This window comes from Lysobacter sp. 22409, assembly GCF_052045105.1.
Taxonomy (GTDB): domain Bacteria; phylum Pseudomonadota; class Gammaproteobacteria; order Xanthomonadales; family Xanthomonadaceae; genus Lysobacter; species Lysobacter antibioticus_B.
This window is the reverse complement of sequence record NZ_JBQEOE010000055.1, coordinates 1-24,853: the sequence shown is the minus strand read 5'-3', so window position 1 is coordinate 24,853 and position 24,853 is coordinate 1. Positions and strand designations below refer to the sequence as shown.

At 65.6% G+C, this 24,853-nt stretch carries 26 protein-coding genes and 1 tRNA gene; 19 read left to right on the top strand and 8 right to left on the bottom strand.

Annotation, left to right across the window (positions count from 1 at the left end):
• Positions 1-376: 376 nt before the first annotated feature.
• The 3 genes from ACTJJK_RS20955 to ACTJJK_RS20945 form a co-directional block, all read right to left on the bottom strand.
• Complete coding sequence (locus ACTJJK_RS20955) at positions 377-856, bottom strand: hypothetical protein (protein WP_223619768.1); 480 nt, start codon at positions 854-856, stop codon at positions 377-379.
• A 25-nt stretch (positions 857-881) separates the two neighbouring features.
• The gene (locus ACTJJK_RS20950; RefSeq protein ID WP_081931212.1) at positions 882-2,072 is read right to left on the bottom strand and encodes a LamG domain-containing protein; all 1,191 of its coding nucleotides are present in this window, start codon (positions 2,070-2,072) and stop codon (positions 882-884) included.
• Between the two features lie 231 nt (positions 2,073-2,303).
• Complete coding sequence (locus tag ACTJJK_RS20945; RefSeq protein ID WP_440731169.1) at positions 2,304-3,818, bottom strand: DUF4832 domain-containing protein; 1,515 nt, start codon at positions 3,816-3,818, stop codon at positions 2,304-2,306.
• Positions 3,819-4,157: 339 nt separating this feature from the next.
• On the opposite strand from ACTJJK_RS20945, the gene ACTJJK_RS20940 reads away from it, so the two are divergent.
• The 19 genes from ACTJJK_RS20940 to ACTJJK_RS20850 all read left to right on the top strand — a co-directional run bounded on the left by ACTJJK_RS20940 (position 4,158) and on the right by ACTJJK_RS20850 (position 19,797).
• Positions 4,158-4,388 (top strand): hypothetical protein, encoded by a 231-nt coding sequence (locus ACTJJK_RS20940; protein ID WP_152566354.1) that lies wholly within the window; start codon positions 4,158-4,160, stop codon positions 4,386-4,388.
• Positions 4,389-4,514: 126 nt separating this feature from the next.
• The gene (locus tag ACTJJK_RS20935) at positions 4,515-5,174 is read left to right on the top strand and encodes an esterase/lipase family protein (protein WP_440731170.1); all 660 of its coding nucleotides are present in this window, start codon (positions 4,515-4,517) and stop codon (positions 5,172-5,174) included.
• Between the two features lie 116 nt (positions 5,175-5,290).
• The gene (locus tag ACTJJK_RS20930) at positions 5,291-6,022 is read left to right on the top strand and encodes a YebC/PmpR family DNA-binding transcriptional regulator (RefSeq protein ID WP_031373492.1); all 732 of its coding nucleotides are present in this window, start codon (positions 5,291-5,293) and stop codon (positions 6,020-6,022) included.
• A gap of 16 nt (positions 6,023-6,038) precedes the next feature.
• Positions 6,039-6,566: a crossover junction endodeoxyribonuclease RuvC gene (gene ruvC, locus ACTJJK_RS20925; protein ID WP_031373493.1), complete on the top strand. Its 528-nt coding sequence runs from the start codon at positions 6,039-6,041 to the stop codon at positions 6,564-6,566.
• 154 nt (positions 6,567-6,720) lie between these two features.
• Complete coding sequence (gene ruvA, locus ACTJJK_RS20920; RefSeq protein WP_031373494.1) at positions 6,721-7,314, top strand: Holliday junction branch migration protein RuvA; 594 nt, start codon at positions 6,721-6,723, stop codon at positions 7,312-7,314.
• Between the two features lie 34 nt (positions 7,315-7,348).
• Entirely contained in the window at positions 7,349-9,280 is a 1,932-nt protein-coding gene (locus ACTJJK_RS20915; protein ID WP_440731168.1) for a potassium transporter Kup, read from the top strand.
• A gap of 257 nt (positions 9,281-9,537) precedes the next feature.
• The gene (locus ACTJJK_RS20910) at positions 9,538-9,987 is read left to right on the top strand and encodes a cupin domain-containing protein (RefSeq protein ID WP_031373496.1); all 450 of its coding nucleotides are present in this window, start codon (positions 9,538-9,540) and stop codon (positions 9,985-9,987) included.
• 613 nt (positions 9,988-10,600) lie between these two features.
• Positions 10,601-11,638 carry a Holliday junction branch migration DNA helicase RuvB gene (gene ruvB / locus ACTJJK_RS20905; protein ID WP_057916999.1) on the top strand — a complete coding sequence of 346 codons (1,038 nt, stop codon included), beginning with the start codon at positions 10,601-10,603 and terminating at the stop codon, positions 11,636-11,638.
• Positions 11,635-12,072, top strand: coding sequence for a tol-pal system-associated acyl-CoA thioesterase (ybgC, locus tag ACTJJK_RS20900; protein ID WP_031373498.1), 438 nt, complete (start codon positions 11,635-11,637; stop codon positions 12,070-12,072). The genes ruvB and ybgC overlap by 4 nt, the downstream gene beginning before the upstream one ends.
• 115 nt (positions 12,073-12,187) lie before the next feature.
• Positions 12,188-12,967 carry a protein TolQ gene (tolQ, locus tag ACTJJK_RS20895; protein ID WP_057917001.1) on the top strand — a complete coding sequence of 260 codons (780 nt, stop codon included), beginning with the start codon at positions 12,188-12,190 and terminating at the stop codon, positions 12,965-12,967.
• A 113-nt stretch (positions 12,968-13,080) separates the two neighbouring features.
• The gene (gene tolR, locus ACTJJK_RS20890; RefSeq protein WP_031373500.1) at positions 13,081-13,530 is read left to right on the top strand and encodes a protein TolR; all 450 of its coding nucleotides are present in this window, start codon (positions 13,081-13,083) and stop codon (positions 13,528-13,530) included.
• Positions 13,527-14,477 (top strand): cell envelope integrity protein TolA, encoded by a 951-nt coding sequence (locus ACTJJK_RS20885; RefSeq protein WP_223619775.1) that lies wholly within the window; start codon positions 13,527-13,529, stop codon positions 14,475-14,477. The genes tolR and ACTJJK_RS20885 overlap by 4 nt, the downstream gene beginning before the upstream one ends.
• 24 nt (positions 14,478-14,501) lie before the next feature.
• Complete coding sequence (locus tag ACTJJK_RS20880) at positions 14,502-14,912, top strand: TonB C-terminal domain-containing protein (RefSeq protein ID WP_223619776.1); 411 nt, start codon at positions 14,502-14,504, stop codon at positions 14,910-14,912.
• Positions 14,913-15,140: 228 nt separating this feature from the next.
• A complete protein-coding gene (tolB, locus tag ACTJJK_RS20875; protein WP_031373503.1) occupies positions 15,141-16,460 on the top strand; it encodes a Tol-Pal system beta propeller repeat protein TolB in 1,320 nt (439 codons plus the stop codon).
• A gap of 84 nt (positions 16,461-16,544) precedes the next feature.
• Positions 16,545-17,066, top strand: a complete 522-nt coding sequence (pal, locus tag ACTJJK_RS20870; protein WP_031373504.1) for a peptidoglycan-associated lipoprotein Pal — start codon at positions 16,545-16,547, stop codon at positions 17,064-17,066.
• 78 nt (positions 17,067-17,144) lie between these two features.
• Complete coding sequence (gene ybgF, locus ACTJJK_RS20865) at positions 17,145-17,942, top strand: tol-pal system protein YbgF (RefSeq protein ID WP_031373505.1); 798 nt, start codon at positions 17,145-17,147, stop codon at positions 17,940-17,942.
• 10 nt (positions 17,943-17,952) lie between these two features.
• The gene (gene queE, locus ACTJJK_RS20860) at positions 17,953-18,630 is read left to right on the top strand and encodes a 7-carboxy-7-deazaguanine synthase QueE (protein ID WP_440731167.1); all 678 of its coding nucleotides are present in this window, start codon (positions 17,953-17,955) and stop codon (positions 18,628-18,630) included.
• A gap of 287 nt (positions 18,631-18,917) precedes the next feature.
• Positions 18,918-19,616, top strand: coding sequence for a 7-cyano-7-deazaguanine synthase QueC (gene queC, locus ACTJJK_RS20855; RefSeq protein ID WP_223619778.1), 699 nt, complete (start codon positions 18,918-18,920; stop codon positions 19,614-19,616).
• A gap of 105 nt (positions 19,617-19,721) precedes the next feature.
• A tRNA-Lys gene (locus ACTJJK_RS20850) sits at positions 19,722-19,797 on the top strand.
• Between the two features lie 183 nt (positions 19,798-19,980).
• On the opposite strand, the gene ACTJJK_RS20845 is transcribed toward ACTJJK_RS20850, so the two are convergent.
• The 5 genes from ACTJJK_RS20845 to ACTJJK_RS20825 all read right to left on the bottom strand — a co-directional run.
• Complete coding sequence (locus ACTJJK_RS20845) at positions 19,981-20,331, bottom strand: hypothetical protein (protein WP_223619779.1); 351 nt, start codon at positions 20,329-20,331, stop codon at positions 19,981-19,983.
• Positions 20,332-20,571: 240 nt separating this feature from the next.
• Positions 20,572-21,126, bottom strand: coding sequence for a hypothetical protein (locus ACTJJK_RS20840; RefSeq protein ID WP_440731166.1), 555 nt, complete (start codon positions 21,124-21,126; stop codon positions 20,572-20,574).
• 290 nt (positions 21,127-21,416) lie between these two features.
• Positions 21,417-21,836, bottom strand: coding sequence for a hypothetical protein (locus tag ACTJJK_RS20835; protein ID WP_440731165.1), 420 nt, complete (start codon positions 21,834-21,836; stop codon positions 21,417-21,419).
• Positions 21,837-22,091: 255 nt separating this feature from the next.
• Complete coding sequence (locus ACTJJK_RS20830; protein ID WP_440731164.1) at positions 22,092-22,391, bottom strand: hypothetical protein; 300 nt, start codon at positions 22,389-22,391, stop codon at positions 22,092-22,094.
• Between the two features lie 2 nt (positions 22,392-22,393).
• Positions 22,394-24,853: RHS repeat-associated core domain-containing protein (locus ACTJJK_RS20825; protein ID WP_440731163.1), on the bottom strand; the 2,460-nt coding region annotated here is incomplete at its 5' end.

The window sequence follows — 24,853 nt, the reverse complement described above, 5'->3', positions numbered from 1 at the left end:
CGCCGGGATTTTTCGATAGGACATCCTTGTCCTATCGAAAAACGCCGCACGTCCTGTGCGGCGCCCTCCGGGTCTCCAGGTGTTCTCGTGAATTCGGTGCTGCGCCAAGCTCATCACGGCAACGGCAACGGCAACGGCAACGGCAACGGCAAGCTGCGGCCTTTGCTTTGAGGGTAGGAGCGGCGCGAGCCGCGATCACGGGATGCGCAGAGACAGCAGCACCGACGTCATCCATCGAAGAAGCATGCCCTCACGAGGGGCTCTTGCCGCGCCGACGCCTTGTTCGAACCGGCATTCGCTCAGCGACGATCCCCACCAAAGAAAAACGGCCTCCCCCGCCATTGCGGGAAAGGCCGTATCGGTGCAGCGCAGGTTCTCAGCGCTGGTCGAGCAACACGTTCAAGGTGGTCGCATCCAGCGCACCCTGTTTCTGGCCGAGCTTGAGCAGCATCGTTTCCAGGTCGCCGGCGGCGGCCGAGCTGCGGGTGGTTGCGGTCGCGGCCTTCATCGCCGTGGCCGGGGCGGTGTCGATGCGCAGTTGTTGGCCCTTGATCAGCAGCGGCTGCGGCTTGGCCTTGGCCGACGAGCCGCCGACGTGTTCGAGCAGGATGCCGTTGTAGCCGAGCACCGGTTCGGCCGCGGCGCCGGTTTTTGCCGGGGCGGCGAGGGCGTCGGCGAGGCGGGTCTCGATCGCGCGCAGGGCGGCCGGGTCGGTGACCATCACCACCGGGTTCGGCCGGCCCGAATACACCAGGTAGGTGATCTGCAGGCCCGGTGCTTCGGCGGCGAGGGCGAAGGCCGGCGCGGCCAGCAGGGCCAGGCCGGTCAGCAGGGATTTCAGCGAAAGCTTGGTCATGGCGGTTCCCCGGGTGGGCGCAGGCTTAGTTGACTTGTTCATGGCCGGTGCCCTCCACGCTGTCGGACCAGACCCGGAAGAAACCGCAGAAATCGGTGTATGCGCCGCGGTTGGCGGTGCGCGGGTCGGTGATCTCGTTGCCGGAATTGTCGCGGTTGGTGGCGGAGGTCTGGCCGGGCTTGTGGGTCCATTTACCGTTGGCGTCGCGGCGGTACCAGTGGTAGTCGTAATCGGTCCCGGCTACCAGGGCGACGATGTTCTTGTAGCTGGAGGCGTTGATGTCGGTGATCGGTTCCAGGCCGTCGCGCACGGCGGCCGCGTGCACGGCGGCGCAACTGATCGAGCTGTACATCGAGCCGGCGGCGCGGCCGGGTTGGGCGAAGGTGTTGGTGGTCTTGTTGTTGGCGTAGTTGTAGCAGTTGTTGTAACGCTTGCGGGTGGCGTCGTCGTTCCAGTAGCCCGGCTGGAACGTGGTCCGGCCCGGCGCCATCAGGTCGCCGAGGCCGCCGCTGGCGTCGGCCGGGATCGCGCGGTTGTAGACCAGCACTTCGTCGGCGCGGTCGCTGAAACGATAGGACGCGATGTCCTTGTGGCCGCCGATCAGGAACGGCCGGTCGCCGTTGTCGATGTTGGCTGCGATCGGGGTCGGCTGGGCGGTGGTGCGGCGGCCGTCGATGTAGAACGAAATCGTGTTCGGCGCGGTGCTGCGGTTGACCACCGCGGCGATGTGGTGCCAACGGTTCGCCGCCAACGCCAGGCTGCCGTCGGAGACATAGTTGGCCCAGGTGCTGCCGTCGTTGAGTTGCAGCAGCACGTTGCGGCCCTGGTCGACGCCGAACGAATAGCCGCGGCCGACGCCGCTGGCGCGGTTCTCGATCAGGGTCTTGACGATCGACGAGCCCGGGTTGGCCATGCGCACCCACGCGGCGAGGGTGAAGCTGCCGTTGCCGAAGTTGAGGTTCGACGAATTGGGCACTTCGACGTACTTGCCGGCGCTGAAGTCGGCGCCGGCGTTGAGCCAGCCGTAGCTCGACGCGGCGCCGCCCACGACCAGGCCGTTGCGGCCGAAGCCGCTGGTGTCGTAGGCGGTGTTGCCGGACAACTCCAGATGCCATTCGCCGACCAGGCCTTGGGTGACTCGCGGCGGCGCCGCGTGCGCGGCGAGGCAGGGCGCGAGCGCGACGCTCAACGCCAGGAACCATGACGATCGTTTCATACCGACTCCCTGGTGATTGGCCCCGATGGGCGTCGGGGAATCTAGGGGCAGGCAGGGGCCGCGAACGTGACTGCGCCCGCGGATCGCGCGGGCGCAGGCGTATGGAGCGCGGGCGCTCGCGCGCTTATGTGAGCGGGGCCGGATCCGTTCCGGACTCCGGGCGTGAACGTCTTCGCGGCAGGTCGATGAAGGGCGGGCCGGCGCCCCGGGGAAGAACGCCGGCCCGCTCGTTCAAAGGTCGACCGCCGCCGCGGCGACGGTCACCGTCCCCAAGCTCAATCGGCCGGAGGCGTCGCGGCCGGTGTTCTGCGGCTTGATCGCCGGCCGGCCGGGCCAGCTGTCGGCGATCGCCAGACGCAGCGAATAGCTGCCCGGTGCGAGCGTGGCCGGCACCTGCGCGGTGGCGTCGACGAGCGCCGGTACGGTGTTCGGCATCAAGGCGTTCAAGGGATAGTCGAACGCGGCCTTGGCGCGGGTCGTGCCGCCGGCATCGACCCAGTGCAGTTCGGTCTGGTAGACCTGATACAGCGGTGCCGAACCGGTGTTCTCGACGCTCAGCTTGACCGGGATGGCGGCGCCGGCCTGCATGGCGTCGGGCCAGTTGACCTGGCGCACGGTGAACTCGTAGCCGAGCGCGCGCTTGACCTTGAGCATGTTGGCCTTGAACGTCGAGGGCTTGCCCGACGGATTGACCTCGTGCTGGCCGGCCGGGCCGAGCCAGGTGAAGTGATACTCGCGCAGCAGGGTCAGGATGTCGTTGGTGCGTCCGGTCCAGGTCGCCTTCTGACCGCTGTTCGGGCTTTCGCCGCCGATCGGGTTGAACTTCCAGTTGCTGCGCGCAGCGGTGGCATCGTTGCGGAAGCCCCACTCCAGGTTGTGCCAGCCGCTGTCGTCGCACTCGGGCAACTTGGTGGCGAACTTGTTGCACATCGCGGTGAACGACGGGAAGTAGTCCTCGCTGAAACCGAAGTTCGTGCCGCCGACATCGGACTGGCGCGCGTAGCGGCTGTGCACCGGCGTTTGCTGGAACGCCGCGGCGTAGGCATCGCGCACCGCGCTGCGGGTGGTCGCATCGGGTTCCCAACTGTCGCAGCCGGCGGTGTGCCACTCGCCCCAGAAACCGAGCAGGCCGACGTGCACCGCGGTGATGCGCGGATCGCCGTCGTAGCGGCGTCCGAACGCCTGCACGAACTGCACCAGTTGCTGGCGCATCGCCGGAGTGTTGTAGATCGGCGCGCGGCCGGGGCCGACGTCGTCGCACTGGGTCTGGCTGTAGTTGTGGAACTGGATGCTGACCGGCGCCAGTTCGAGGAACTTCGGATACGCGCGCAGCGGCTCGGCTTCGTTCCGGTAGAAGTGGCCGATGTTGTTGGCCACGCTGTCGGGATAGTCGGCGACCGGACGCAACACGAAGGTGGCGTTGGGGTTTTCGTCGAGGATCGGTTTCAGGTGGTTCGTTTCGAACTTGTCCCAGTCGAACTGTTCGTCGGCGCTTTCGATTTCGCGCCAGGGGACGTAGATCTGATAGATGGACGCGCCGTAGTGGTTGTCGGGCAGACCGCCGTCGGCGGCGACGGTGCTACCCCAAAGCAGGAAGCCGCGATGCGGGTTGGACAGATCGTTGTTGCTCTGGCTGGGGCGCAGCTCGCCTGCGGATGCGGGCGCTGCAGGAAACATCGCGACCGCGGCGAGCAACGCCGATGCCAAGACATTGACGACGGGCAAAGCGGGGTGCCGCAGGGTCATACCGGCTTCCGAGAGCGGGGGGGAGGTGCGGCGAATCCTGGGGGCTGTGAAGACGCACAGGATTAGCTCGCCGTCACACTCTGGCCGCGATCATGTTTTTATCTTCGACTTTGTTGAGATCGGTCGCGGTTTCGATATTGGATATGTTTGGATTTGTATTGACTGGTTTCAATTGCTAACAGTTCGTCGCACCTGCAGTCGACGCAGCGCACGGATCGGCTGGCGCCGGCATGCTCGAACTGTGATGCCCGGCGGCCTCCGGTGAACATTCGTGGTGGCGCTCTGGCTTAGCCTGCGAAGGCGGACATGCAGTCCGCGGCACACACAAGGAGAGGTCAGATGCTTCGTACCCGGAAAGCGATTTTCACGGCAGCGTTGTTGTTGGGACTGGTGGCGGTGGCGGGCTCGGCGTTCGCGCGCTACCCGATCCTCGGCGTCGAATGGGCCGAGTGGACCCGCTATGACAGCAGCGGCAATGCCATCGGCGGCGGCCGTATCGAATGCGACGGCTCGGTGCAAACCTGGGGCACCTCGGGCGCACCGACCGGCCTGACTCTGCACCGCTGCTGATCGACCCGATGCCGTCGCGCAGCCCTCGCGGTTGCGCGGCGGCATCGCTGAACGACGTCCGGCCCCGATCTTCGCGGCGATCGCCCGATGCTTGGATTCGCCGCCGGCGACAGCCATATTCGCGGCATGGACAGCCGCGCCGACACGGACCCCCGCAAGCCCACCGCCAAGCCGCGCGGTCCGCGCCGGGTGTTGTTGCTGCACGGCATCTGGATGCCCGGGGCCTCGATGGGCTGGCTGGGCGCACGCCTGGCCGCGGCCGGCTACGAGCCCGAAGTTTTCGCTTATGCCGGTGCCGGCGCCGGTCCGGAAGCCTCGATCGCGCGCCTGGTCGAACGCCTCGACGAGCCCTGCCATGTCCTGGCCCACAGCCTCGGCGGCCTGATCGTGCTGGGGGCCTTGCGCGAGCACCCGCACCTGCCGGTGCGACGCGTGGTCTGCCTGGGCACGCCCTTGTGCGGCAGCGCCGCCGCCGGCGGCCTGGCCCGCAAGGCCTGGAGCGCGGCCGTGCTCGGTCGCGCGGCCGAGGTGTTGCAGCGCGGCTGCCCGCCCTGGCAGGGCGCGGCCCAGGTCGGCCTGATCGCCGGTCGCACTCCGCACGGCCTGGGGCGTTTCTTCGGCCGTTTCGAGGGCGAAAGCGACGGCACGGTGGCGGTCGCCGAGACCCGCCTCCCAGGCTTGAGCGACCATGCGGTCATCGATGCCAGCCACAGCGGCCTGCTGTTCTCGGCGCAGGCCGCGCGTCTGGCCGAGGCCTTCTTCCGTCGCGGCCGCTTCGGCGACTGAGCCGGATACCGGCCGAACCGACCCGGATCGGCGACGAATCTCCTGCAAACCGCCGGTGGGCGGGCACGATCGAGTAAAATCGCCGGCTTGTTCAGACAACACGTCCGGTTATTGCCATGGGTAGAGGTCCGTCGATTGAGGCTCGCAAGAACGCCGAGGATGCGCGGCGCGGCAAGATCTTCACCAAGATCATCCGCGAGATCAGCGTGGCGGCGCGTTCGGGCGGCGGCGATCCCAACAGCAATCCGCGCCTGCGCAGCGCCATCGACAAGGGCTTGTCGGCGAACATGACCAAGGACGTCATCGAGCGCGCGATCAAGAAGGCGACCGGTGCGCTGGAAGGCGTGGAGTACGAGGAAATCCGCTACGAGGGCTATGCCCCGGGCGGCGTGGCGGTGATCGTCGACTGCCTCACCGACAACAAGGTCCGCACCGTCGCCGACGTGCGCCACGCCTTCGGCAAGTTCGGCGGCAACCTCGGCACCGACGGCTCGGTGTCCTTCATGTTCGCCAAGCGCGGCGTGCTGTGGTTCGAAGCCGGCGCCGACGAAGAGCGCATCACCGAAGTGGCGATCGAAGCCGGTGCCGACGACGTGGTGGTCTACCCGGAAGACGGCTCGATCGACGTGCTGACCGGCGCCGAGGCCTTCGCCCAGGTCAAGGCCGCGATGGACGCCGCCGGCCTGGTCGCCGGCCAGGCCGAGGTCACCCTGCGCGCCGACAACAACATCGCCGTGACCGGCGAGACCGCCCAGCAGGTGGTCAAGCTGCTGAACTGGCTGGAAGACCTCGACGACGTCCAGAACGTCTACTCGAACGCCGATCTGGACGAGGACGCTTACGCATAACGCGTAAGCTGTCGCCGTGACCAGAATCTTAGGAATCGACCCCGGTTCGCAGCGGACCGGCCTGGGCGTGATCGACGTCGCGGCCGACGGACGCTGCGTGTACGTGCATGCGCAGGCGCTCAAGCTGCTCGATGCCGAGGATTTCCCTTCGCGCCTGGGCCTGCTGTGCGAAGGCCTGGAGGCGGTGCTCGACGAGTACCGGCCCGACCAGGTCGCGATCGAAACCGTCTTCATGGACAAATCGGCGACCTCGGCGCTGAAGCTCGGCCATGCCCGCGGCGCCGCCCTGGCCACCGTGGTGCGCCGGCGCATCGCCATCAGCGAGTACGCGCCGCGCTTGATCAAGCAGTCGCTGGTGGGCCGCGGCGCGGCCGACAAGCAGCAGGTCCAGCACATGGTGCGGCTGTTGCTGAATCTTCCCGAAGTGAAGCTGCAGGCCGACGCCGCCGACGCGCTTGCGGTGGCGCTGACCCATGCCCACATGAGTGCCACGGCGCGGCGAACCGGCATCGCCACCCACCAGTTGCGCAGGCGCGGGGCGTGAACCCGGCCCGCTCCACAGGCCCGGCGGCGTGCGGGGTAGGGACCTGCGTGCGCCACCGCGTTCCGTCTGACTCGCCGTCTTCGTATCGTCACAGCCCGCTTCGCGCCCGGCCGGTCCGCCGGCGCGCGTCGCCAGCCGTATCTGGAGTTCCACAGTGATCGGTCGTCTCAGAGGCACCCTGATCCACAAGCAGCCGCCGTGGCTGATCGTGGACGTCAACGGCGTCGGTTACGAGCTCGAAGCGCCCATGAGCACGTTCTACGACCTGCCCGAGCTCGGCCGCGAAGTGTCCTTGTTCACACACTATGCGCAGAAGGAAGACAGCGTCTCGCTGTACGGCTTCCTGCGCGAGGCCGAACGGCGCTTGTTCCGCGACGTGCAGCGGGTCAGCGGCATCGGCGCCAAGATCGCCCTGGCGGTGCTGTCGGGCGTGCCGGTCGAGGAATTCGCGCGCCTGGTCCAGACCGGCGACGTCACCGCGCTGACCCGCATCCCCGGCATCGGCAAGAAGACCGCCGAGCGCATGGTCGTCGAGCTGCGCGACCGCGCCGCCGACCTCGCCGGTCTCGGCGCGCCCACCCTCGGCTCCAGCGGGATTCCCGCCGATCCGCAGAGCGAAGCCACCATCGCCCTGCAGCAACTGGGCTACAAACCGGCCGAGGCCGCGCGCATGGCGCGCGAGGCCACCGCCGCCGGCGACGATGCAGCCGCCATCATCCGCAAAGCGCTAAAGTCCGCGCTTCGTTGAGCCAAGGCGGGTTACCGCCACGGAACCACGCGATATGTCCTCCACTGTTCCCTCCACGCCAGGCAAGGACGCTCACGCCCACGGCTCGCACCCCCACGGCCCCAAGAAGGGGCTGCCCGGGTTGGTCGTCGGTGCGATCGGGGTGGTTTTCGGCGACATCGGCACCAGCCCGCTGTACACGCTGAAAGAGGCGTTTTCGCCGCATTTCGGCCTGACCGGCAACCACGACACGGTGCTCGGCATCCTGTCGCTGGTGTTCTGGGCGTTGATGATCGTGGTCACCCTGAAGTACGTGACCATCATCATGCGCGCCGACAACGAGGGCGAGGGCGGGATCATGGCGCTCATGACCCTGGCCCAGCGCACCCTGGCCAAGGGCGGGCGCTCGGCCTATGTCGTGGGCATCCTGGGCATCTTCGGCGCTTCGCTGTTCTTCGGCGACAGCGTCATCACCCCGGCGATCTCGGTGCTCGGCGCGGTCGAGGGCCTGGAGGTCGCCGCGCCCGGCCTGCATCGCTTCATCGTGCCGATCACCGTGGTGATCCTGGTGATGGTGTTCCTGGCCCAGCGCTTCGGCACCGAGAAGGTCGGCAAGGTATTCGGGCCGATCACCATGCTGTGGTTCGTCTCGCTCGCCGCCATCGGCATCTACAACATCGTCCAGGCGCCTGAGGTGTTCAAGGCGCTGGACCCGCGCTGGGGCGTGCGCTTCTTCGTCGAGCACGGTTCGCATTCGGTGCTGATCCTCGGCGCGGTGGTGCTGGCCGTCACCGGCGGCGAAGCGCTGTACGCCGACATGGGCCACTTCGGCGCGCGACCGATCCGTTACGCCTGGTACACCATGGTGTTGCCCTGCCTGATGCTGAACTACCTCGGCCAGGGCGCGTTCGTGCTGCAGCATCCCGAAGCGGTCAAGAACCCCTTCTTCGAGGCGGTGCCGTCATGGGGCCTGTACCCGATGATCGTGCTGGCGACGATGGCGGCGGTGATCGCCTCGCAGGCCGTCATCACCGGCGCCTATTCGGTCGCGCGCCAGGCCATGCAGCTGGGCTACATCCCGCGCATGCAGATCAAGCACACCTCCAGCGACACCATCGGCCAGATCTACGTGCCGTACATCAACTGGATCCTCGCGATCACCGTCATCACCGTGGTGCTGGCCTTCCGCAGCTCGACCGCGCTGGCGACCGCGTACGGCATCTCGGTCTCGGCGACGATGTTGATCGACACCCTGCTGCTGGCCCTGGTCGCGCGCTCGCTGTGGCCGCGCTGGCGCACGTGGGTGTTGCCGCTGTGCGTGGTGTTCTTCGTCGTCGACCTCGGCTTCGTCATCGCCAACGGCGCCAAGTTCTTCCAGGGCGCCTGGTTCCCGGTCGTGCTGGGCCTGGTCGTGTTCACCCTGCTGCGCACCTGGCGCCGCGGCCGCGAATTGCTGCACGAGGAAGTGCGCAAGGAAGGCATCCAACTCGGCAGCTTCCTGCCCGGCCTGATGCTGGCGCCGCCGGTGCGCGTGCCCGGTACGGCGATCTTCATGACCGCCGACAAGGGCGTGGTGCCGCATGCCTTGCTGCACAACCTCAAGCACAACAAGGTGCTGCACGAGCGCAACGTGTTCCTGACCGTGGAAACGCTGGGTATTCCGTATGCGCCGCGCGAGAAGCGCCTGAAGATCGAGGCGATCGGCAACGACTTCTATCGCGTGCTGATCCGTTTCGGCTTCATGGAAGTGCCCGACGTGCCGCTGGCGCTGATGCGCTCCTGCGATGCCGGCGGCATCTATTTCGACCCGATGGACACGACCTACTTCGCCAGCCGCGAGACCGTGGTCGCCAGCCGTCACCGCGGCATGCCGATCTGGCGCGACCGCCTGTTCGCCTTCATGCACCGCAACGCGGCGCCGGCGACCGGCTTCTTCCGCATTCCCGGCAACCGCCTGGTCGAACTCGGCGCCCAGGTGGAGATCTAGTCGCCTCGCTGCGCGGCTGGGGTTCGCATTGGAACAGCCGCAGCGGTGCTGCGGCTTGGCGAATCCGAAGTCCGAGGCGAGGGCGCCGCCACCGTTCGGCCGGCTGCGAAGCCCGAGTTCCAGCCGGCGCAACAGCGCCGCTGCAACACACTGGTGCGCGCGGGAAATTCGGGAAAAATCGTTCCATCGGCGCCGGATTGCCGCTTCGTACCGGTCGCGCCTAGCCTCGTCGCACTTTCCGACGACGAGGTTCCACGATGACCCGCTCCCGCGCTTTCGTGATCCGGCAGCAAGATGCCGAAACCCTGCAGGGCAACAGCACCCAGCTGTGGCTGTTGGCCGACGCCAGCGACTGCTGCGGCGCACTCGGCGCCAACCGGCTGCGCCTCGAAGTCGGCGCTGCCGGCGCCAAGCCGCATCACCACAAACGTTCGAGCGAAGCGTTTTACGTGCTCGACGGCGCGCTTGAGATGCTCATCGACGGCGAGACCGTAACCGTCGAAAAAGGCGGCTATGCCGTAATCCCGCCCGGCGTCGTGCATTCCTTCGGCGCTGCCCCCGGCCAGGTCGCCGACGTATTCATCACCCTGACCCCCGGCATCGACCGTTTCGATTACTTCCGCATGCTGCCGAGCATCATGCGCGGCGAAGTCGACGCCGAGGCGCTGGCCGAAGTGCACGACCGTTATGACGTGCATTTCGCTTAAGGCGCGCGTTTCTGCTTCTGAGCTTGCCGGTCTTCCAGCTTCTGTGCTTCCAGCGTCTGCCGCCCGCCGCCCACATTCGCCGTGCTGTTCCCCCCTTTGAAAAAAAGGGGGGAGGGGGGATTTGCCTTTAGCGCCACCCACAGCAAATCCCCCGGCGCCCCGACGTCCTCGCTTCGCCCTACGGCACCGGCCGCCAGCCCCCTTTGCCAAAGGGGGCGAATTCTCTCCCATCTCCCGAACTTCAGCGGCCGCACAGCAATTTGATTGCCCGTCGTTGTTGAGCATCAACGCGCCACTATCTCTCCGCCTCTTGCTTCCGCCTTTGCGGTTCCCCCTTTGGAAAAGGGGAGGGCAGGGGGATTTGCTTTTAGCCGCAGCCACAGCAAATCCCCCGGCGCCCCGGCGTCTTCGTTTCGCCGCATAGCGCCGGCCGCCATCCCCCTTTGCCAAAGGGGGCGATCTGTCTCACGGCTCCCGACTGTCCGCATTCGCGCGGCAACCGGTTCCCGCGGCAGGCTGACCAGCCCGCCTACATGCCCCAACGGCCCGCGATGGGTAAACCCCGGTACTTTCCGCCCTGCGCCCGCGCGCCGTCCCATGCGAACATAGCGGCATGACCGAAGACCGCATCATCGCTGCCTCCTCGACCCGTGAAGACGACGCCATCGAGGCCTCGATCCGGCCCAAGCGCCTGGACGAGTACCTCGGCCAGCAGCCGGTGCGCGAGCAGCTCAAGATCTACATCGAGGCCGCCAAGCACCGCGGCGAGGCCCTCGATCACGTGCTGATCTTCGGCCCGCCGGGCCTGGGCAAGACCACCCTCAGCCACGTCATCGCCAACGAGCTCGGGGTCAATCTGCGCCAGACCTCGGGTCCGGTGATCGAGAAGGCCGGCGATCTGGCCGCCCTGCTGACCAATCTGCAGCCGCACGACGTGCTCTTCGTCGACGAGATCCACCGCCTCTCGCCCGTGGTCGAGGAAGTGCTGTATCCGGCGATGGAGGACTACCAGATCGACATCATGATCGGCGAAGGCCCGGCCGCGCGCTCGATCAAGCTCGACCTGCCGCCGTTCACCCTGATCGGCGCGACCACCCGCGCCGGCCTGCTGACCGCGCCGCTGCGCGACCGCTTCGGCATCGTCCAGCGCCTGGAGTTCTACAACACCGAGGACCTGACCCGGATCGTGCGCCGCTCGGCGCAGATTCTCGGCATTTCCTGCGCCCCCGAGGGCGCGGCGGAAATCGCCCGCCGTTCGCGCGGCACCCCGCGCATCGCCAACCGCCTGCTGCGGCGGGTGCGCGATTTCGCCCAGGTGCGCGCCGGCGGCAACATCGATCTGCAGACCGCCGATGCCGCCATGGCCATGCTCAAGGTCGATCCGGAAGGCTTCGACGATCTCGACCGGCGCCTGCTGCGCACCATCATCGAATCCTTCGACGGCGGCCCGGTCGGGGTCGAGTCGCTGGCGGCCGCGCTCAGCGAGGAACGCGGCACGCTCGAGGACGTGATCGAGCCCTTCCTGATCCAGCAGGGCTATCTGATCCGCACCGCGCGCGGCCGCATGGCGACCCAGCGCGCCTACCGCCATATGGGCCTGAAACCCCGCGCCGACACGGCCGGGCTGTTCGAAGAGGCCTCCGAGCCATGAGCGCGGTTGAATCGGTGTTCAGTTGGCCGACACGCGTCTATTGGGAAGATACCGACGCTGGCGGTCTGGTCTATCACGCTCAGTACCTGGCGTTTCTGGAGCGCGCGCGGACCGAATGGGTGCGTGCCCTGGGCTACGGCCAGGACGATTTGCGCCGCAATCACGGGCTGTTGTTCGTGGTCGCGGGCATGCAGATCGGTTTCCTCAAACCGGCGCGGCTCGACGATGCGCTGGAGGTCACGGTGGAACTGCGGCGTTGTCGCCGCGCCAGCCTGATCTTCGCGCAGACCGTGCGGCGCGGCGAGGAAACGCTGATCAGCGCCGAAGTCCGGGTCGCCGCAGTGGATGCCGAGCATCTGCGTCCCTGCGCGATTCCCGCGGCCTTGTTCGCGCAGTTGCAGGCGCAGGAAGTCCAGGCCGGCCGCGACGGCTGAACCCAGGCACCGCGCCCAGGTCACCGTTGAACCCAAATCATCCGGCGGTTCGTTACTCCCCACGGACCACCCAGCCCCACCACAGGCCCGCGTACCGGGCTACGGAGAACCAAGCATGACGTCATCGCTGATCGCGCTTCTGGCCACGACCGTGGAAGCCCTGCCGGAGGAAGCCGTCCAGGCCGTGACCCAAGGCGCCGCCGCGGCCGGCGAAGCCGCCAGCTTCAATCTCTGGGACCTGGTGATCAAGGCCAGCCTCCCGGTCCAGTTCATCATGGCCCTGCTGGTGATCGCCTCGATCACCTCGTGGATCATCATCTTCCGCAAATGGAAGGTGATCCGCCGCGCACGCAGCGAAGCCGATCATTTCGAAGAACGCTTCTGGTCCGGCGCCGAGCTGTCCAAGCTGTATGCCGGCACCACCGAGCGCAACCGCGCCATGGGCGGCCTGGAGGCGATCTTCGAGGCCGGTTTCCGCGAGTTCAACCGCATTCGCCAGCGCCGCGGCGTCGACGCCCGCGCCCAGCTCGAAGGCGCCCAGCGGGCGATGCGCGCGACCGGCTCGCGCGAACTCGACGGCCTGGAACACAACCTCGAACTGCTCGCCAACATCGGCTCGACCTCGCCTTACATCGGCCTGGTCGGCACCGTGTTCGGCATCATGGTGACCATGCATTCGCTGGTCTCGGCCTCCAAGCAGGTCGGCATCGCCGACGTCGCCCCGGGCATCTCCGAGGCGCTGTTGGCCACCGCGATGGGCCTGTTCGTGGCGATCCCGGCGGTGTGGGCCTACAACCGTTTCGCCACCGGCGTGGAGCGCCTGGCCGTGCGTTACGACGCGTTCTCCGAAGAGTTCTCCTCGATCCTGCAGCGCCAGGCCCATCTGGACGAGTGATGCGGCTCGCGCCCCATCGCTTGTACGGCCGCCCGCACCGCTGCCTGCACCGCCCGCGTCCGCTGCGCCACGGCCAGCGCGACCGCAACGCGTAACCGACGAGGAATTCCGCCATGTCCGGCACCGCCATCCGCCGCCCGCGCAAACGCAAACTCAAGGCCGAGATCAACGTCGTTCCCTATATCGACGTGATGCTCGTGCTGCTGATCATCTTCATGGTCACCGCGCCGCTGCTGACCCTCGGCATCGACGTCGACCTGCCCAATTCCAACCTCAAATCGATCGAGACCAAGCAGGACCCGGTGGTGGTCCAGGTCGACGCCCAGGGCAATTACTTCCTTGCGGTCAAGGCCGGCAGCAATGAAGCGGTCAACCGCGAAACCCTGGCGACCAAGGTCGGCGCGCTGGTCAAGCAGAACGGCAAGGAAAAATTGCAGGTCTACATCGCCGCCGACGGACGCTCGAACTATCAGCCGGTGATGGACGTGATGAACATCCTCAAGGATGTCGGCGTCGAGAAGGTCGGCCTGATGAGCCAGCCCGAGAAGGGCGCGAAGAAATGAGGGAAACCCGCGCCGACACCGCGCAAGCCATCATGCTGGCCGTGCTTCTGCACGGCCTGCTGGTCGCGGCCATCTTCCTGAGCATGCTCTGGAACTGGAACAGCGCGCAGGTGTCTGCGGCGGGCTCGCCGCTGTCCTCGGAACTGACCGACGTCAGCGATCTCTCGGCGGCGATGCAGCGCACCCTGCGCAATCGCCCCGAGCCGGTCGATCCGCTGCCGCTGCCCGAGCCGGAGGACGCTTCGCCCTTGCCGCAGCCCATTCCCGAGCCCAAGCCGCAGGACGCGACCGCGCCGCAGCAGCAATCGCCGCAAGACTTCATCCCGGTGCCGGACACGACCACGCAGGAACAGGTCGTCGACACGCCTACGCCGAACCGCGCCGAGGAACAAAAGGTCCAGGAAGCCAAGGCGCGCCAGGAACAGGTCGACCTGACCGAGCAGAAGCGCCAGGAAGAAGCGCAGCAGCAAAAGCGCCTGGCCGCCGAGCAACTGGAACGCGACAAGCAGTTGGAGAAGATCCGCGCCGAGCGTGCCAAGCTGCAGCGCGAGCAAAGCCTGAGCGAACAGAAGCTGCAGCAGATCGCCGACGCGCGCGCCGCCAAGGCCAGCCAGAACGCCGCCGCCACGGCGCCGGCGACCACCGGCAACCAGGGCGTCGACGCCGGCCTGGCGGCCAAGTACGCCGCCGCGCTGCAGGCCGCGATCGTCGAGAAGTGGACCCGCCCCGACAGCGTGCCGCTCGGTGCGGGCTGCCGCTTGAACATCCGTCAGTCGCCCGGCGGCAACGTGCTCGCGGTCGAGGTGGTCGAGCCGTGCTCTTACGACGAGCAGGGCCGGCGTTCGATCGAAGCCGCGGTGCTCAAGGCCCAGCCCTTGCCGTATGCGGGTTTCGAGTCGGTGTTCCAGCGCAACCTCAATCTCAACTTCAAAGCCCAGGACCGCTGAGTGGGCGCGGCGAGGGGAGCGTCGATGCGCCTGAGGCTGTTGGCCGGCTTCGCGTTGTCGACGCTGTCCGCGGCCGGCCTGGCCCAGTCGGACCGGGTCGCGCAAAACCAGCAGCGTTACGCCGAAGTCCTGCGCGCCACCATCGACGAGCAATGGGCGCCGCCGGCCACCACGCCGGCCGACGCCGGTTGCAGCGTGGACCTGCGCCAGGCGCCGGGCGGTCGGGTGTTGTCGGTGCAGGTCATCGAGCCTTGCAGCCTGGACGAGGCCGGGCGGCTGTCCCTGCTCGCCGCCGTGCGCCAGGCCTCGCCGCTGCCCTACCAGGGCTATCAACAGGTGTTCCGGCCGCAGATCCAGCTCAGCTTCCGGGTCCAGGACGAGGACCCGGTGGTGTCCAAGCCCCGGCGTTGGTGGAAACGGCTGCGCGAGCGCTGATCCACTGGCGAGGGCAGGGCCGGCCCGCCGACCTGCCGGAGTCCGATCCGGGGCTGCCGAAGCCCCATTCATGTCCCGAATGAGCCGGAATGGGCACCGATCGCGACCGTTGGGCCGATTCGGCAAGGCCGGAATGTAAATTGACCGCCGCTTTTGAGCCCACGTTCACCCTCCAACGTTAACAATGCCGAACCTGAACAACCCGCGTCGACCGATCACGGAGTGCCGATGAAACGACCCCTGCGCTGGCTGGCCTCGCTGCTGGCTCTCCTGCTTCCCCTCGCCGCCGCAGCCCAACAGCAAGGGTTGGAGATCGACATCGTCGGCGGCAACGCCTCGGCCCTGCCGATCGCGGTCGTGCCGATGCCCTACCAGGGCAGCGGCGCCGCGCCGCAGACCGACGTCGCCGAGGTCGTGCGCAACGACCTCAACCGTTCCGGCCAGTTCCGCGGCCTGCCGGTCGAGCAGATGGCGGCCAAGCCCACCAAGGGCAGCGAGATCAGCTACCCGGATTGGCGCGCGCTCAACCAGGACTACATCGTGGTCGGCCGCGTGGTCGATGCCGGCGCCGGCAGCTACCGGGTCGAGTACGAGCTGTTCGACGTGGCCAAGCAGCAGCGTCTGCTCGGTTTCGCGCTGACCGCACGTTCGAACGCGATGCGCGATGTGGCCCACCAGATCGCTGATGCGGTCTACGAGAAGATCACCGGCGTGCGCGGCGCGTTCTTCACCCGCATCGCCTACGTCACCGCCACCGGCGTCGGCCGCGGCAGCAACTACGCGCTGATGGTCGCCGACTCCGACGGCTACAACCCGCAGACCGTGGTGCGCTCGCCCGAGCCGCTGCTGTCGCCGTCGTGGAGCCCGGACGGCGCGCGCCTGGCCTACGTCAGCTTCGAGGGCGGTAATTCCTCGATCTACATCCAGAACATCGGCACCGGCAGCCGCGAGCTGATCGCCAAGTTCCGCGGCATCAACGGCGCCCCGGCGTTCTCGCCGGACGGCCGTCGCCTGGCCCTGACCCTGTCGCGCAGCGGCAACCCCGAGATCTACGTGATGGACCTCGGCAGCAAGGCGCTGACCCAGCTGACCAACCACTTCGGCATCGACACCGAGCCGACCTGGGCCGCCGACGCCAGCAAGATCTATTTCACCTCCGACCGCGGCGGCAAGCCGCAGATCTACCAGGTCTCGGCCAGCGGCGGCGGCGCCACCCGCGTCACCTTCCAGGGCAGCTACAACGCCAGCGCCAGCGTTTCCTTCGACGGCAAGAAGATCGCCACCGCGCAGGGCGCCGGCAATACCTATCGGATCGCGATGATGGACAGCAGCCTGGGCTCGCCGCGCTGGAGCACGCTGTCGCCGGGTTCGCTGGACGAGTCGCCGAGCTTTGCCCCGAATGCCTCCATGATCATTTATGCTGCGCGCGAAGGACGCCGTGGCGTGCTCTATGCCGTTTCAGCCGATGCCCGGGTGCGCCAGCGCCTGGTGCTCGCCGACGGCGACGTGCGCGAACCGGCCTGGGGACCCTACCGCCTGCCGCGATAAGCGGCTGGGCGTTTCCCTGCGCGCGGACGCGCCACACCCCCCGAACGACTCCTGCCCCACGTTACAAACTGACGAGGAATACCAATGAACAACACCGCCCGCATCCTGCTCGCCGCCGTGCTGTGTACCGCGGCCGTCGCCTGCTCGAAGAAGGTCAAGGAAGCCCCCCCGACCGATTCCGGCACCGGCCCGTCCACCACCGTGCCGTCCGACACCGGTCCGGTCGCCTCGGGCGCCTACGGCCCGAACGATCTCGACACCGATGCCTGCCTGCGCCAGCGCGTGGTCTACTTCGATCTCGACCAGGATTCGCTGAAGCCGGAATTCCAGGCCATCGTCGGTTGCCACGCCAAGTACCTGCGCGACCGCCCGTCCTCGCGCATGACCCTCGAAGGCAATGCCGACGAGCGCGGCAGCCGCGAGTACAACCTCGGCCTCGGCGAGCGTCGCGGCAACGCGGTGTCCTCGGCGATCCAGGCCAACGGCGGTTCGGGCAGCCAGATCACCGTGACCTCCTACGGCGAAGAGCGCCCGGTCTGCACCGAGTCGAACGAAGACTGCTGGGCCAAGAACCGTCGCGTCGAAATCGTCTACACCGCCAAGTAATAGCGGTGTCGCGCAGGGCGGCGCCGGGGCATCGGCGCCGTCCACCGACCGAACGAAGAACGAAGGTTGATCTAAGCGATGCGTAAGTTCGCACTAGCCTTGGCGATCGCGGCGGCCTGCCTGGCCGCCACGCCCGCGTTCGCCCAGCGCGCCAGCCTCGCCGACCGCGTCGCGGTCCTCGAGCAGCGCGCCTCGGACAACCAGGCCAACCTCGACTTGCTCAACCAGGTCACCCAGCTCAAGACCGAGCTGCAGGCCCTGCGCGCCCAGGTCGAGGAACTGCAGCAGACGACCAAGCAGCTGCAGGACACGAACAAGGCGCAGTACCTGGACACCGACAACCGCCTCAACCGCCTCGAAGGCGGGGTGGCGCCGTCGGCTCCGGCCGCTGCACCGCAGACACCCCCGGCACCGTCGCCCTCGGCGGCGGTGAGGGACAGCGCACCGGTGGTGCACGGCGATGCCGGCCTGCTCGCCCAGAGCGGCGACGAGCGCGGCGCCTACGACACTGCTTTCAGTGCGCTCAAGGCCGGCCAGTACGTCGAGTCGGCGCGGCTGTTCCAGGCCTTCTTGGCCAACTACCCGAGCGGCGCCTACGCGCCCAACGCCTTGTACTGGCTCGGCGAAAGCTATTACGTCACCCAGAACTACCAGCTCGCGCAGGAAGAGTTCCAGACCCTGCTCGATCGCTACCCGACCCACGACAAGGCCGCCGGCGCGCTGCTCAAGGTCGGTCTGGCCCAGTTCGGCCTCAAGCAGGTCGATGCCGCCGAGCGCACGCTCGCCGACGTCGCCACCCGCTATCCCGGCACCGACGCCGCCCGCACGGCTTCCGATCGCCTCAATGCGATCCAGCTGAGCCGGCTGCGCAACTGACCGATACCCGATGAACGCCGTTGCCACCGAGACGGCCGCAGCGTCGTCCGAACGCCTGCGGCTGACCGAAATCTTCTTGTCGCTGCAAGGCGAGTCGAACAGCATCGGCTGGCCGACCGTCTTCGTGCGCCTGACCGGCTGCCCCCTGCGCTGTCAGTACTGCGATACCGCCTATGCCTTCCACGGCGGCGAATGGTGGGAGTTCGATGCCATCCTGGCCGAGGTCGCCAAGCACGGCGCCCGCCATGTCTGCGTCACCGGCGGCGAGCCGCTCGCGCAAAAGCGCTGCATCGCGCTGCTGCAGAAACTCTGCGACGCCGGCTATGAGGTCTCGCTGGAAACCTCCGGCGCGATCGACATCGGCCCGGTCGACCCGCGCGTCTCGCGCGTGCTCGACATCAAGACCCCCGATTCCAAGGAAGCCCACCGCAACCTGTGGAGCAACCTGCCGCTGCTGACCGCGCGCGACCAGATCAAGTTCGTGATCTGCAGCCGCGAGGACTACGAGTGGTCCAAGAGCATCGTCGCCGAGCATCGCCTGACCCAGATCTGCGACGTCCTGTTCTCGCCGAGCTTCACCCAGGTCAAGCCGAGCGATCTGGCCGACTGGATCGTCGCCGACCGCCTGCAGGTACGATTCCAGCTGCAACTGCACAAGATCCTCTGGAACGACGAACCGGGGCGGTGAGCGGGCGGGACCGGGGATTCGAGAGTCGGGATTCGGCCGGGTGAATCGGCCGTCCCCGGCTTGAATGCCTCGGCGCCGGGCTTCCGCTCTCGCTGCTGGCTCCTCGCTCTTTGCTCGTCATCCCCGCGAAGGCGGGGATCCAGAGACTTCAGGGCCATGCCTCGGTAAACCCCTGGATCCCCGCCTTCGCGGGGATGACGAACCCGGCATCAGCTTCATCGTTTAGCCTTTCCCGATTCCCGATTCCCGATTCCCGATTCCCGATTCCCGATTCCCGACCCGACATCATGAAAAAAGCCGTCGTCCTCGTTTCCGGTGGCATGGACTCCGCCGTCGTCATCGCCATCGCGCGCGAACAGGGCTATGCCGTGCACGCGCTCAGCGTGCGCTACGGCCAGCGCCATACCTCCGAACTCGACGCCGCCGCCCGCATCGCCGGCTCGCTCGGCGCGGTCGCGCACAAGACCGTCAGCGTCGACCTGCGCAGCATCGGCGGCTCGGCCCTGACCGACGAGGCCATCTCGGTGCCGCTCGACAACGACGGCCACGCCATCGGCGCGGCCGCGGCCAAGGACGACATCCCGGTCACCTACGTGCCGGCGCGCAACACCATCATGCTATCGATCGCCCTGGGCTGGGCCGAAGTGCTCGGCGCCAACGACATCTTCTGCGGCGTCAACGCCGTCGACTACTCCGGCTACCCCGACTGCCGCCCCGAGTTCGTCGAGGCCTTCGAGCGCCTGGCCAACCTGGCGACCAAGGCCGGCGTCGAGGGCGCCGGCCTGCGGGTGCAGGCGCCGCTGCAGTTCATGAGCAAGGCCGACATCGTCCGCGAGGGCCTGCGCCTGGGCGTGGACTTCGCCGAGACCGTCTCGTGCTACCAGGCCGATGCCGACGGCCGCGCCTGCGGCCATTGCGACGCCTGCCGCTTGCGCGCCGAAGGCTTCAGCGCCGCCGGCGTGGCCGACCCGACCCGCTACGTCTGAGCCCCGCCGTCTGAACAGCTTTGGCCAGGGGGGCCTGACTGCGCCCCGCAGGTTTTGTTAGAATCACCGGCCCCGGCGCAGCGCCGGGACCGCAGCAACCGCTTCGGGTCGTTAGCTCAGTCGGTAGAGCAGAAGACTTTTAATCTTTTGGTCGAAGGTTCGAATCCTTCACGACCCACCAAACAAGAAAAGCACCTGGACTCGCGTCCAGGTGCTTTTTTCTTTGCGGGCGCCGTCGGCGCCGATCAGTGCCCAGCTGGCTTGAGCTGGATGGGCCGATACAGCGAACGAGATAACCGTTCTTCTGCTTCGGCCAAGTGTCGTGCGGACGACCAGCTACCCCCGTTGCTTCGAGCGCAGCGCGTTACGCGTGAGCGCACAAGCGCAGCGATTCGATCGGTCCCGTCTGACAGGCGAGGGCTTGCGCGTGAGCGCGCTCCCATGCCGCCCAAGCCACCCGGCGAGCTTCGGGCCAAGCGAGCGGCGAGTTTCCCTTCAGTGCTTCGTAACGACCGCGCAAGTCCGCGCGTGGATCGTCGAAGAAACGTTCGGGATGCTCTTCGAAAGTCATCATGCCCAGATACAGCGCCGGGCCGTAATCGCGAAAGGTGAGGCCCGGTCGGTGGAACGGCGCCGACGGATAGTTCAGGACCCAATAACTCAGGTTCGCGTCCGCAACCCGGCGGACGTACTTCGGAATCGGCTTCATGACCATGACGACGCACTCGGCTTGATCGCCCCCGGATGCCAACGATGGCGCAGTCCGGGCGACGATGCGTAAAGGGCGCGTGAGGGTGTTGCTAATCCGAGCGGTCCGTCGCGAATTCATCCGATTTGTACTTTCGGTCAGATAACGGCAAAGCGAGCTAGCAGTGGCTAGCTGTATGTGCCTAGACATGAGCAGTCCCGGGGCTCTTGGCGCGAGTCAGGTGTGATTGGTCGCCCCAATCTCGGCTCAAGTTTTCTGTTCAGCAGAAAATTGTTTGCCTGTCGAAAGGTCAAGTGCGTAAGTCTCCCCGCCCTCCATGAGGAAGGTAATTCGATCGGAGTCTGTCGAGATCAATTCATCATCCCAAGGCTTCTGCTTATGCCATGCCATTTTTCCGTCGGCGGAGACTGCAAAAACGCCTCCTTCATAGACGCAAAGTAAGAATTGTCCACACTGTTTAAATTCGATCTTGTAGAAACCGGTGTCGTCGTTTTCGCTTCGAAATAGTTCGATATTGTTAATGGTGTGGGCTGGGCTAATTTTGAATAATAGACAGCGTCTGAGGCCAGTAATGATCAGTAAGTGATCCCATTGGACTGATTCTACGCTAGGCATCATTTGCCGGGTTTCTGTTGAAAATTGAAGCTCGGCAAAGTCCTTTTCAATCCATTGCTGGTCATTGAATGTAAATGTAATGTCAGCAGGCCGATCGCCTTTATTCATGTGTGCAATGGCAAGCAGCGAATTTCCGAGGGTGACGAGCTTGTCCGTGGTGATTGTTACTTCTTTAAGTTCGATCATCGTGTTGTTCCGCCCATTTCGTTTATGGCTCTTTTTAGAGCTTTGTCATTCGTGATTAGTGGGGCCCTGTTTTCCAGGGCTGCTTGGTCACGGCTGCGGAAGATGGGCTCTGAACCGGTTGCTGGCCGCCAATATCCGGCTGATTTTCAAGCGCAGCAAGGGCCGCAGATGCGGCCCTTGTTGTTTGTAACCTCTCCGGAGCTATCTGCCGGTACGGCACTTTGACTTGGCTATTTGAGCCGGCTTAGTTGTTCGTGGCAATTTCAATCAGCCGGTGGCCCATTGCTGCATCAGTCTTTCATCAATTGTGCGGTTTCGTTCGAGTAATCGCCAAGACGATCGAACATGTCCGCAAACCAACGCACGGTTTCAGCTGAAAAATCGTCAGACTGAGGTTCTGCGTAAAGAACACAAATAACAGCCCGCATCGCCGCATCCTCCCGATCTTTAATGTCGGTACTCCGATGTTTGGAGTCCAGATAGTTCCAGCAATCAATGCGGGCAGTCAACAAATCCGCCGCTCGCCCTTGCCCATCCAGCCAGAATGTTGTCGCCGAGTTCAACGCATTCCGTCCAGTTTCTGGGAGGAGGCCCTGAGCGAGAAGCAGGCAGCGACACATGAAGCGCATAAGGATCATGTGCACTTCGGTGGCGCTGAATTTCTGCGTCACTTTAGCTAAATAGATTTCCAATTCATTCCTGGCAATCATATTTGACTCTGAGCTGATCTAGGGCGTTTTTTGCAGCTCGAACAGGTAGGCTTCGGGTGTCCTTTCCTTGTATTTTCAATATTGATTGCCCAACTGGTTCCTCCTGTTGGATTAACACCAGCATGCAACGCTTGGCTCAAGCAACGGTCGTAGCAGTACTTCAGCTCGGTGCCTTCAACGCTCGATACTGAAACCGGGTCAGAGTGCCATTTCGACAAGTCAGCATGAAACTTGCTCCGGCCCGGTTTTTGCCTTTTATTCAGTCCCAACTGAGATTAATTTCCAACTGCCATCAGCGCGCTTCTGGTACGACAACGAGGCATGAGTCTCCTTGCACTGCTGGGGCGGGGCCTGTTGACAGAAATGCACTCTGACTTCCGCCCCGTCATCCCAGCCGTCTCCTTTGATTATTTTGGTGATTCCGCCTGATGACTTGATCTCGCCTTTTTTCTGAAGATCAAAAAAATCGCTGCGTATTTGCTCATCCCGCAGGCCGGCAGAACAGGCGCCCAAGAATGCGCAACCAATAAAAATTATGAGATAGGAAATTCGCATCATTATTGTCCACATTTCATAGTGCAACTCTGCGTGAGTTGATTGTCCGATAGGCCATTCGAGAAAGAAGCGCCAGCATCAAAGCCTCTTTCGTTACTTGCTAAGTCGTCAGCCTGACATGCCCAAGGGCTATCGCCTCTTACCCTGCTGCGCAAATTGGGGATATCGTGTAACACCAATCCTTGGGCCTCATTCACAACTCCGGATGTTCTTGCCGCTGCCGTGCTGATCTTTTTCGACAGGATACAGCTCACTGTGCAATGACGCATCGCAGAGTTCTTTTCACCTGGGAATGTCTGATGTCCCCAGGTACGCCACTGACGGGCGATGTCGTACGGACCAGGAGCACCCGACGGCGGCTTGGCACCGGACGCCCTGTAAATGGACTCAAGGTCTCTAGATTGCAGCCCAAACGGGTCAATTCGACTAATCGGCCCTCCTTCGGCATAGCTGTATGTGCTGATACCCCCCTCTAATCCAATCGGATCACTCTGAACATAGCGACCACTCTCAGTATCGTAATCCCGGAAGTAGTTGTAATTCAGCCCCGTAGCCGCGTCATAGCGTTGGCCCGGGAACCGCATGTCGAACACGAAGGCGGTGCCGTCCTGATCCGCGTCCTGGTTCGGCGGGTTGTTGCCGAAGGCCTCGCCCTTGGCGTCCCAGGTCCAGACCGCGAGGTTGCGGCTCGGGTCGATCACCGCGCGCGGGGTGCCCAGGTGGTCGGGTTGCACGTAACGCAGGGTCTGCGCCACGCCGGCGCCGACGACCAGGCCGACCGGTGCATCGCCCAGCCAGATCGCCTGCTGCTTGGTTGCGCCGTTAGCGTCGTAATCGCCGAGCCAATGGCCGGCTTCGTCGTACAGCGTGTAGCCGGTGATCGCACCGGTGGCGTTGTCGGCCCGCGAGACCCGCTCGCCCTTGGCGTTGTAGCGGTAGCTGGCCTTGACCACGCCGGCTTGTTTGACCTGGCTCATGCGGTCGTTGGCGTTGTAGACGAACTCCCTGGCCGTGCCGCCGATGCTGGTGGTGTTGCCGACCGCGTCGTAGCCGCGGCTGACGCCGCCGACGTTGCTCAGGCGGTGACTCGTGCCCGGGTAGGTGTAGTTGGTGGTGATGCCGCCGTGCAGCAGGCTGTTGCGGTTACCGGTGGCGTCGTAGCCGTAGGTCTCCAGCGGCGTGCCGGTCGGGCCGTCGCGGGTGATCTTCAGCCTGCCCAGGGTATCGTAGTCGTACTTGGCCAGGAACGCGCTTTGCAGGCCGTCCTTGAGTTCGGTCAGTTCTCCGACCTCGTTATAGCCATAAGCCAGCGACAAGCCACCGGCGGCGCTGTCGAGGATCGTCTTGGCGCGGTAGTCCTGGTCGTAGCTGCGGGCCAGGCTGCGGCCGTTGCCGTAGGTCCAACCGGTGGCCGGGCCGAACGGTTCATAAGCCGCATTGTTGAGCAGCACCGTGCGCACGCCGCCGGCCGGCTTGATCCCGACTTCGGTGACCTGGTCCAAAGTGTTGCGGACGTAGTCGACGATGGCGTTGTCCGGGTAGGTGATGGTGCGCACCTGGCCCGAGCTGGTGTAGGCGTAGCGCAGGGTGAAGCTGCGGGTGCCGACCGTCTGCACCTTGCGCACGAGCTGGCCCCAACGGTCGTAGCAGTACTTCAGCTCGGTGCCGTCGGCGCGCATCGCGGTCACCCGGCCGAGGGCGAAGTTCTCGCCGGCGGCGCAGACCGTGTTGACCGTGTCGTAGTCGTACTCGACGTCGGCGGCGCCGCCGCTGTACGAGATCGTCTTCGGCCGGTTCAAGGCGTCATAGGTATAGGTATGCGGGCTGGCGTCGTTAGCGTCCTGTTTGCTCGCGAGCAGGCCGGCGCTGTTGTAGCCGTAGGTGGTGATACCCGTGTCCGGGCTCGACAGCTGGACCTGGTCGCCGAAGCCGTTGTAGCCGTAGGTCGTGTCCAGGCCCTTCGGGTCGGTGACCTTGGTGACTTGATCGAGCGCGTTGTATTCCAGCTTGGTCTCGACCGCGAGGCCGCCGACGTCCTGCAGGGTGCGGCTCAGGCGATTAAGCGGGTCGTGGTCCTGGTTGGTGACGCGGCTCAAGGCATCGGTGGTCAGGTCCGGATTGCCGTCGTTGTCGTAGCTGAAGCTGGTCTCATGCGCCAACGAGTCCTTGGCGGTCTGCAACTGCCCCAGGGTGTTGAACACGCGCGACAGAGTGCGCTTCAAGGTGCCGGACGCGGTCTGGGTGTCTTCCTGCTTGCGGTTGCCGGCCAGATCGAGGGTGTACTGGATCCTGTTGCCGGCCTTGTCGGCCACGCTGGTCAGGCGCTGGGCAGTGTCGTAGGTGTAGGTGATGTAGGCGCCGCCCGGCGGGGTGATGCGCTTGACCAGGCCGGTCGGCCAGTACTCGACCCGGGTGATGCGGTCGTCGGTCTCGACGCTGTTGTCGGCGCCTCGGACCTTGGT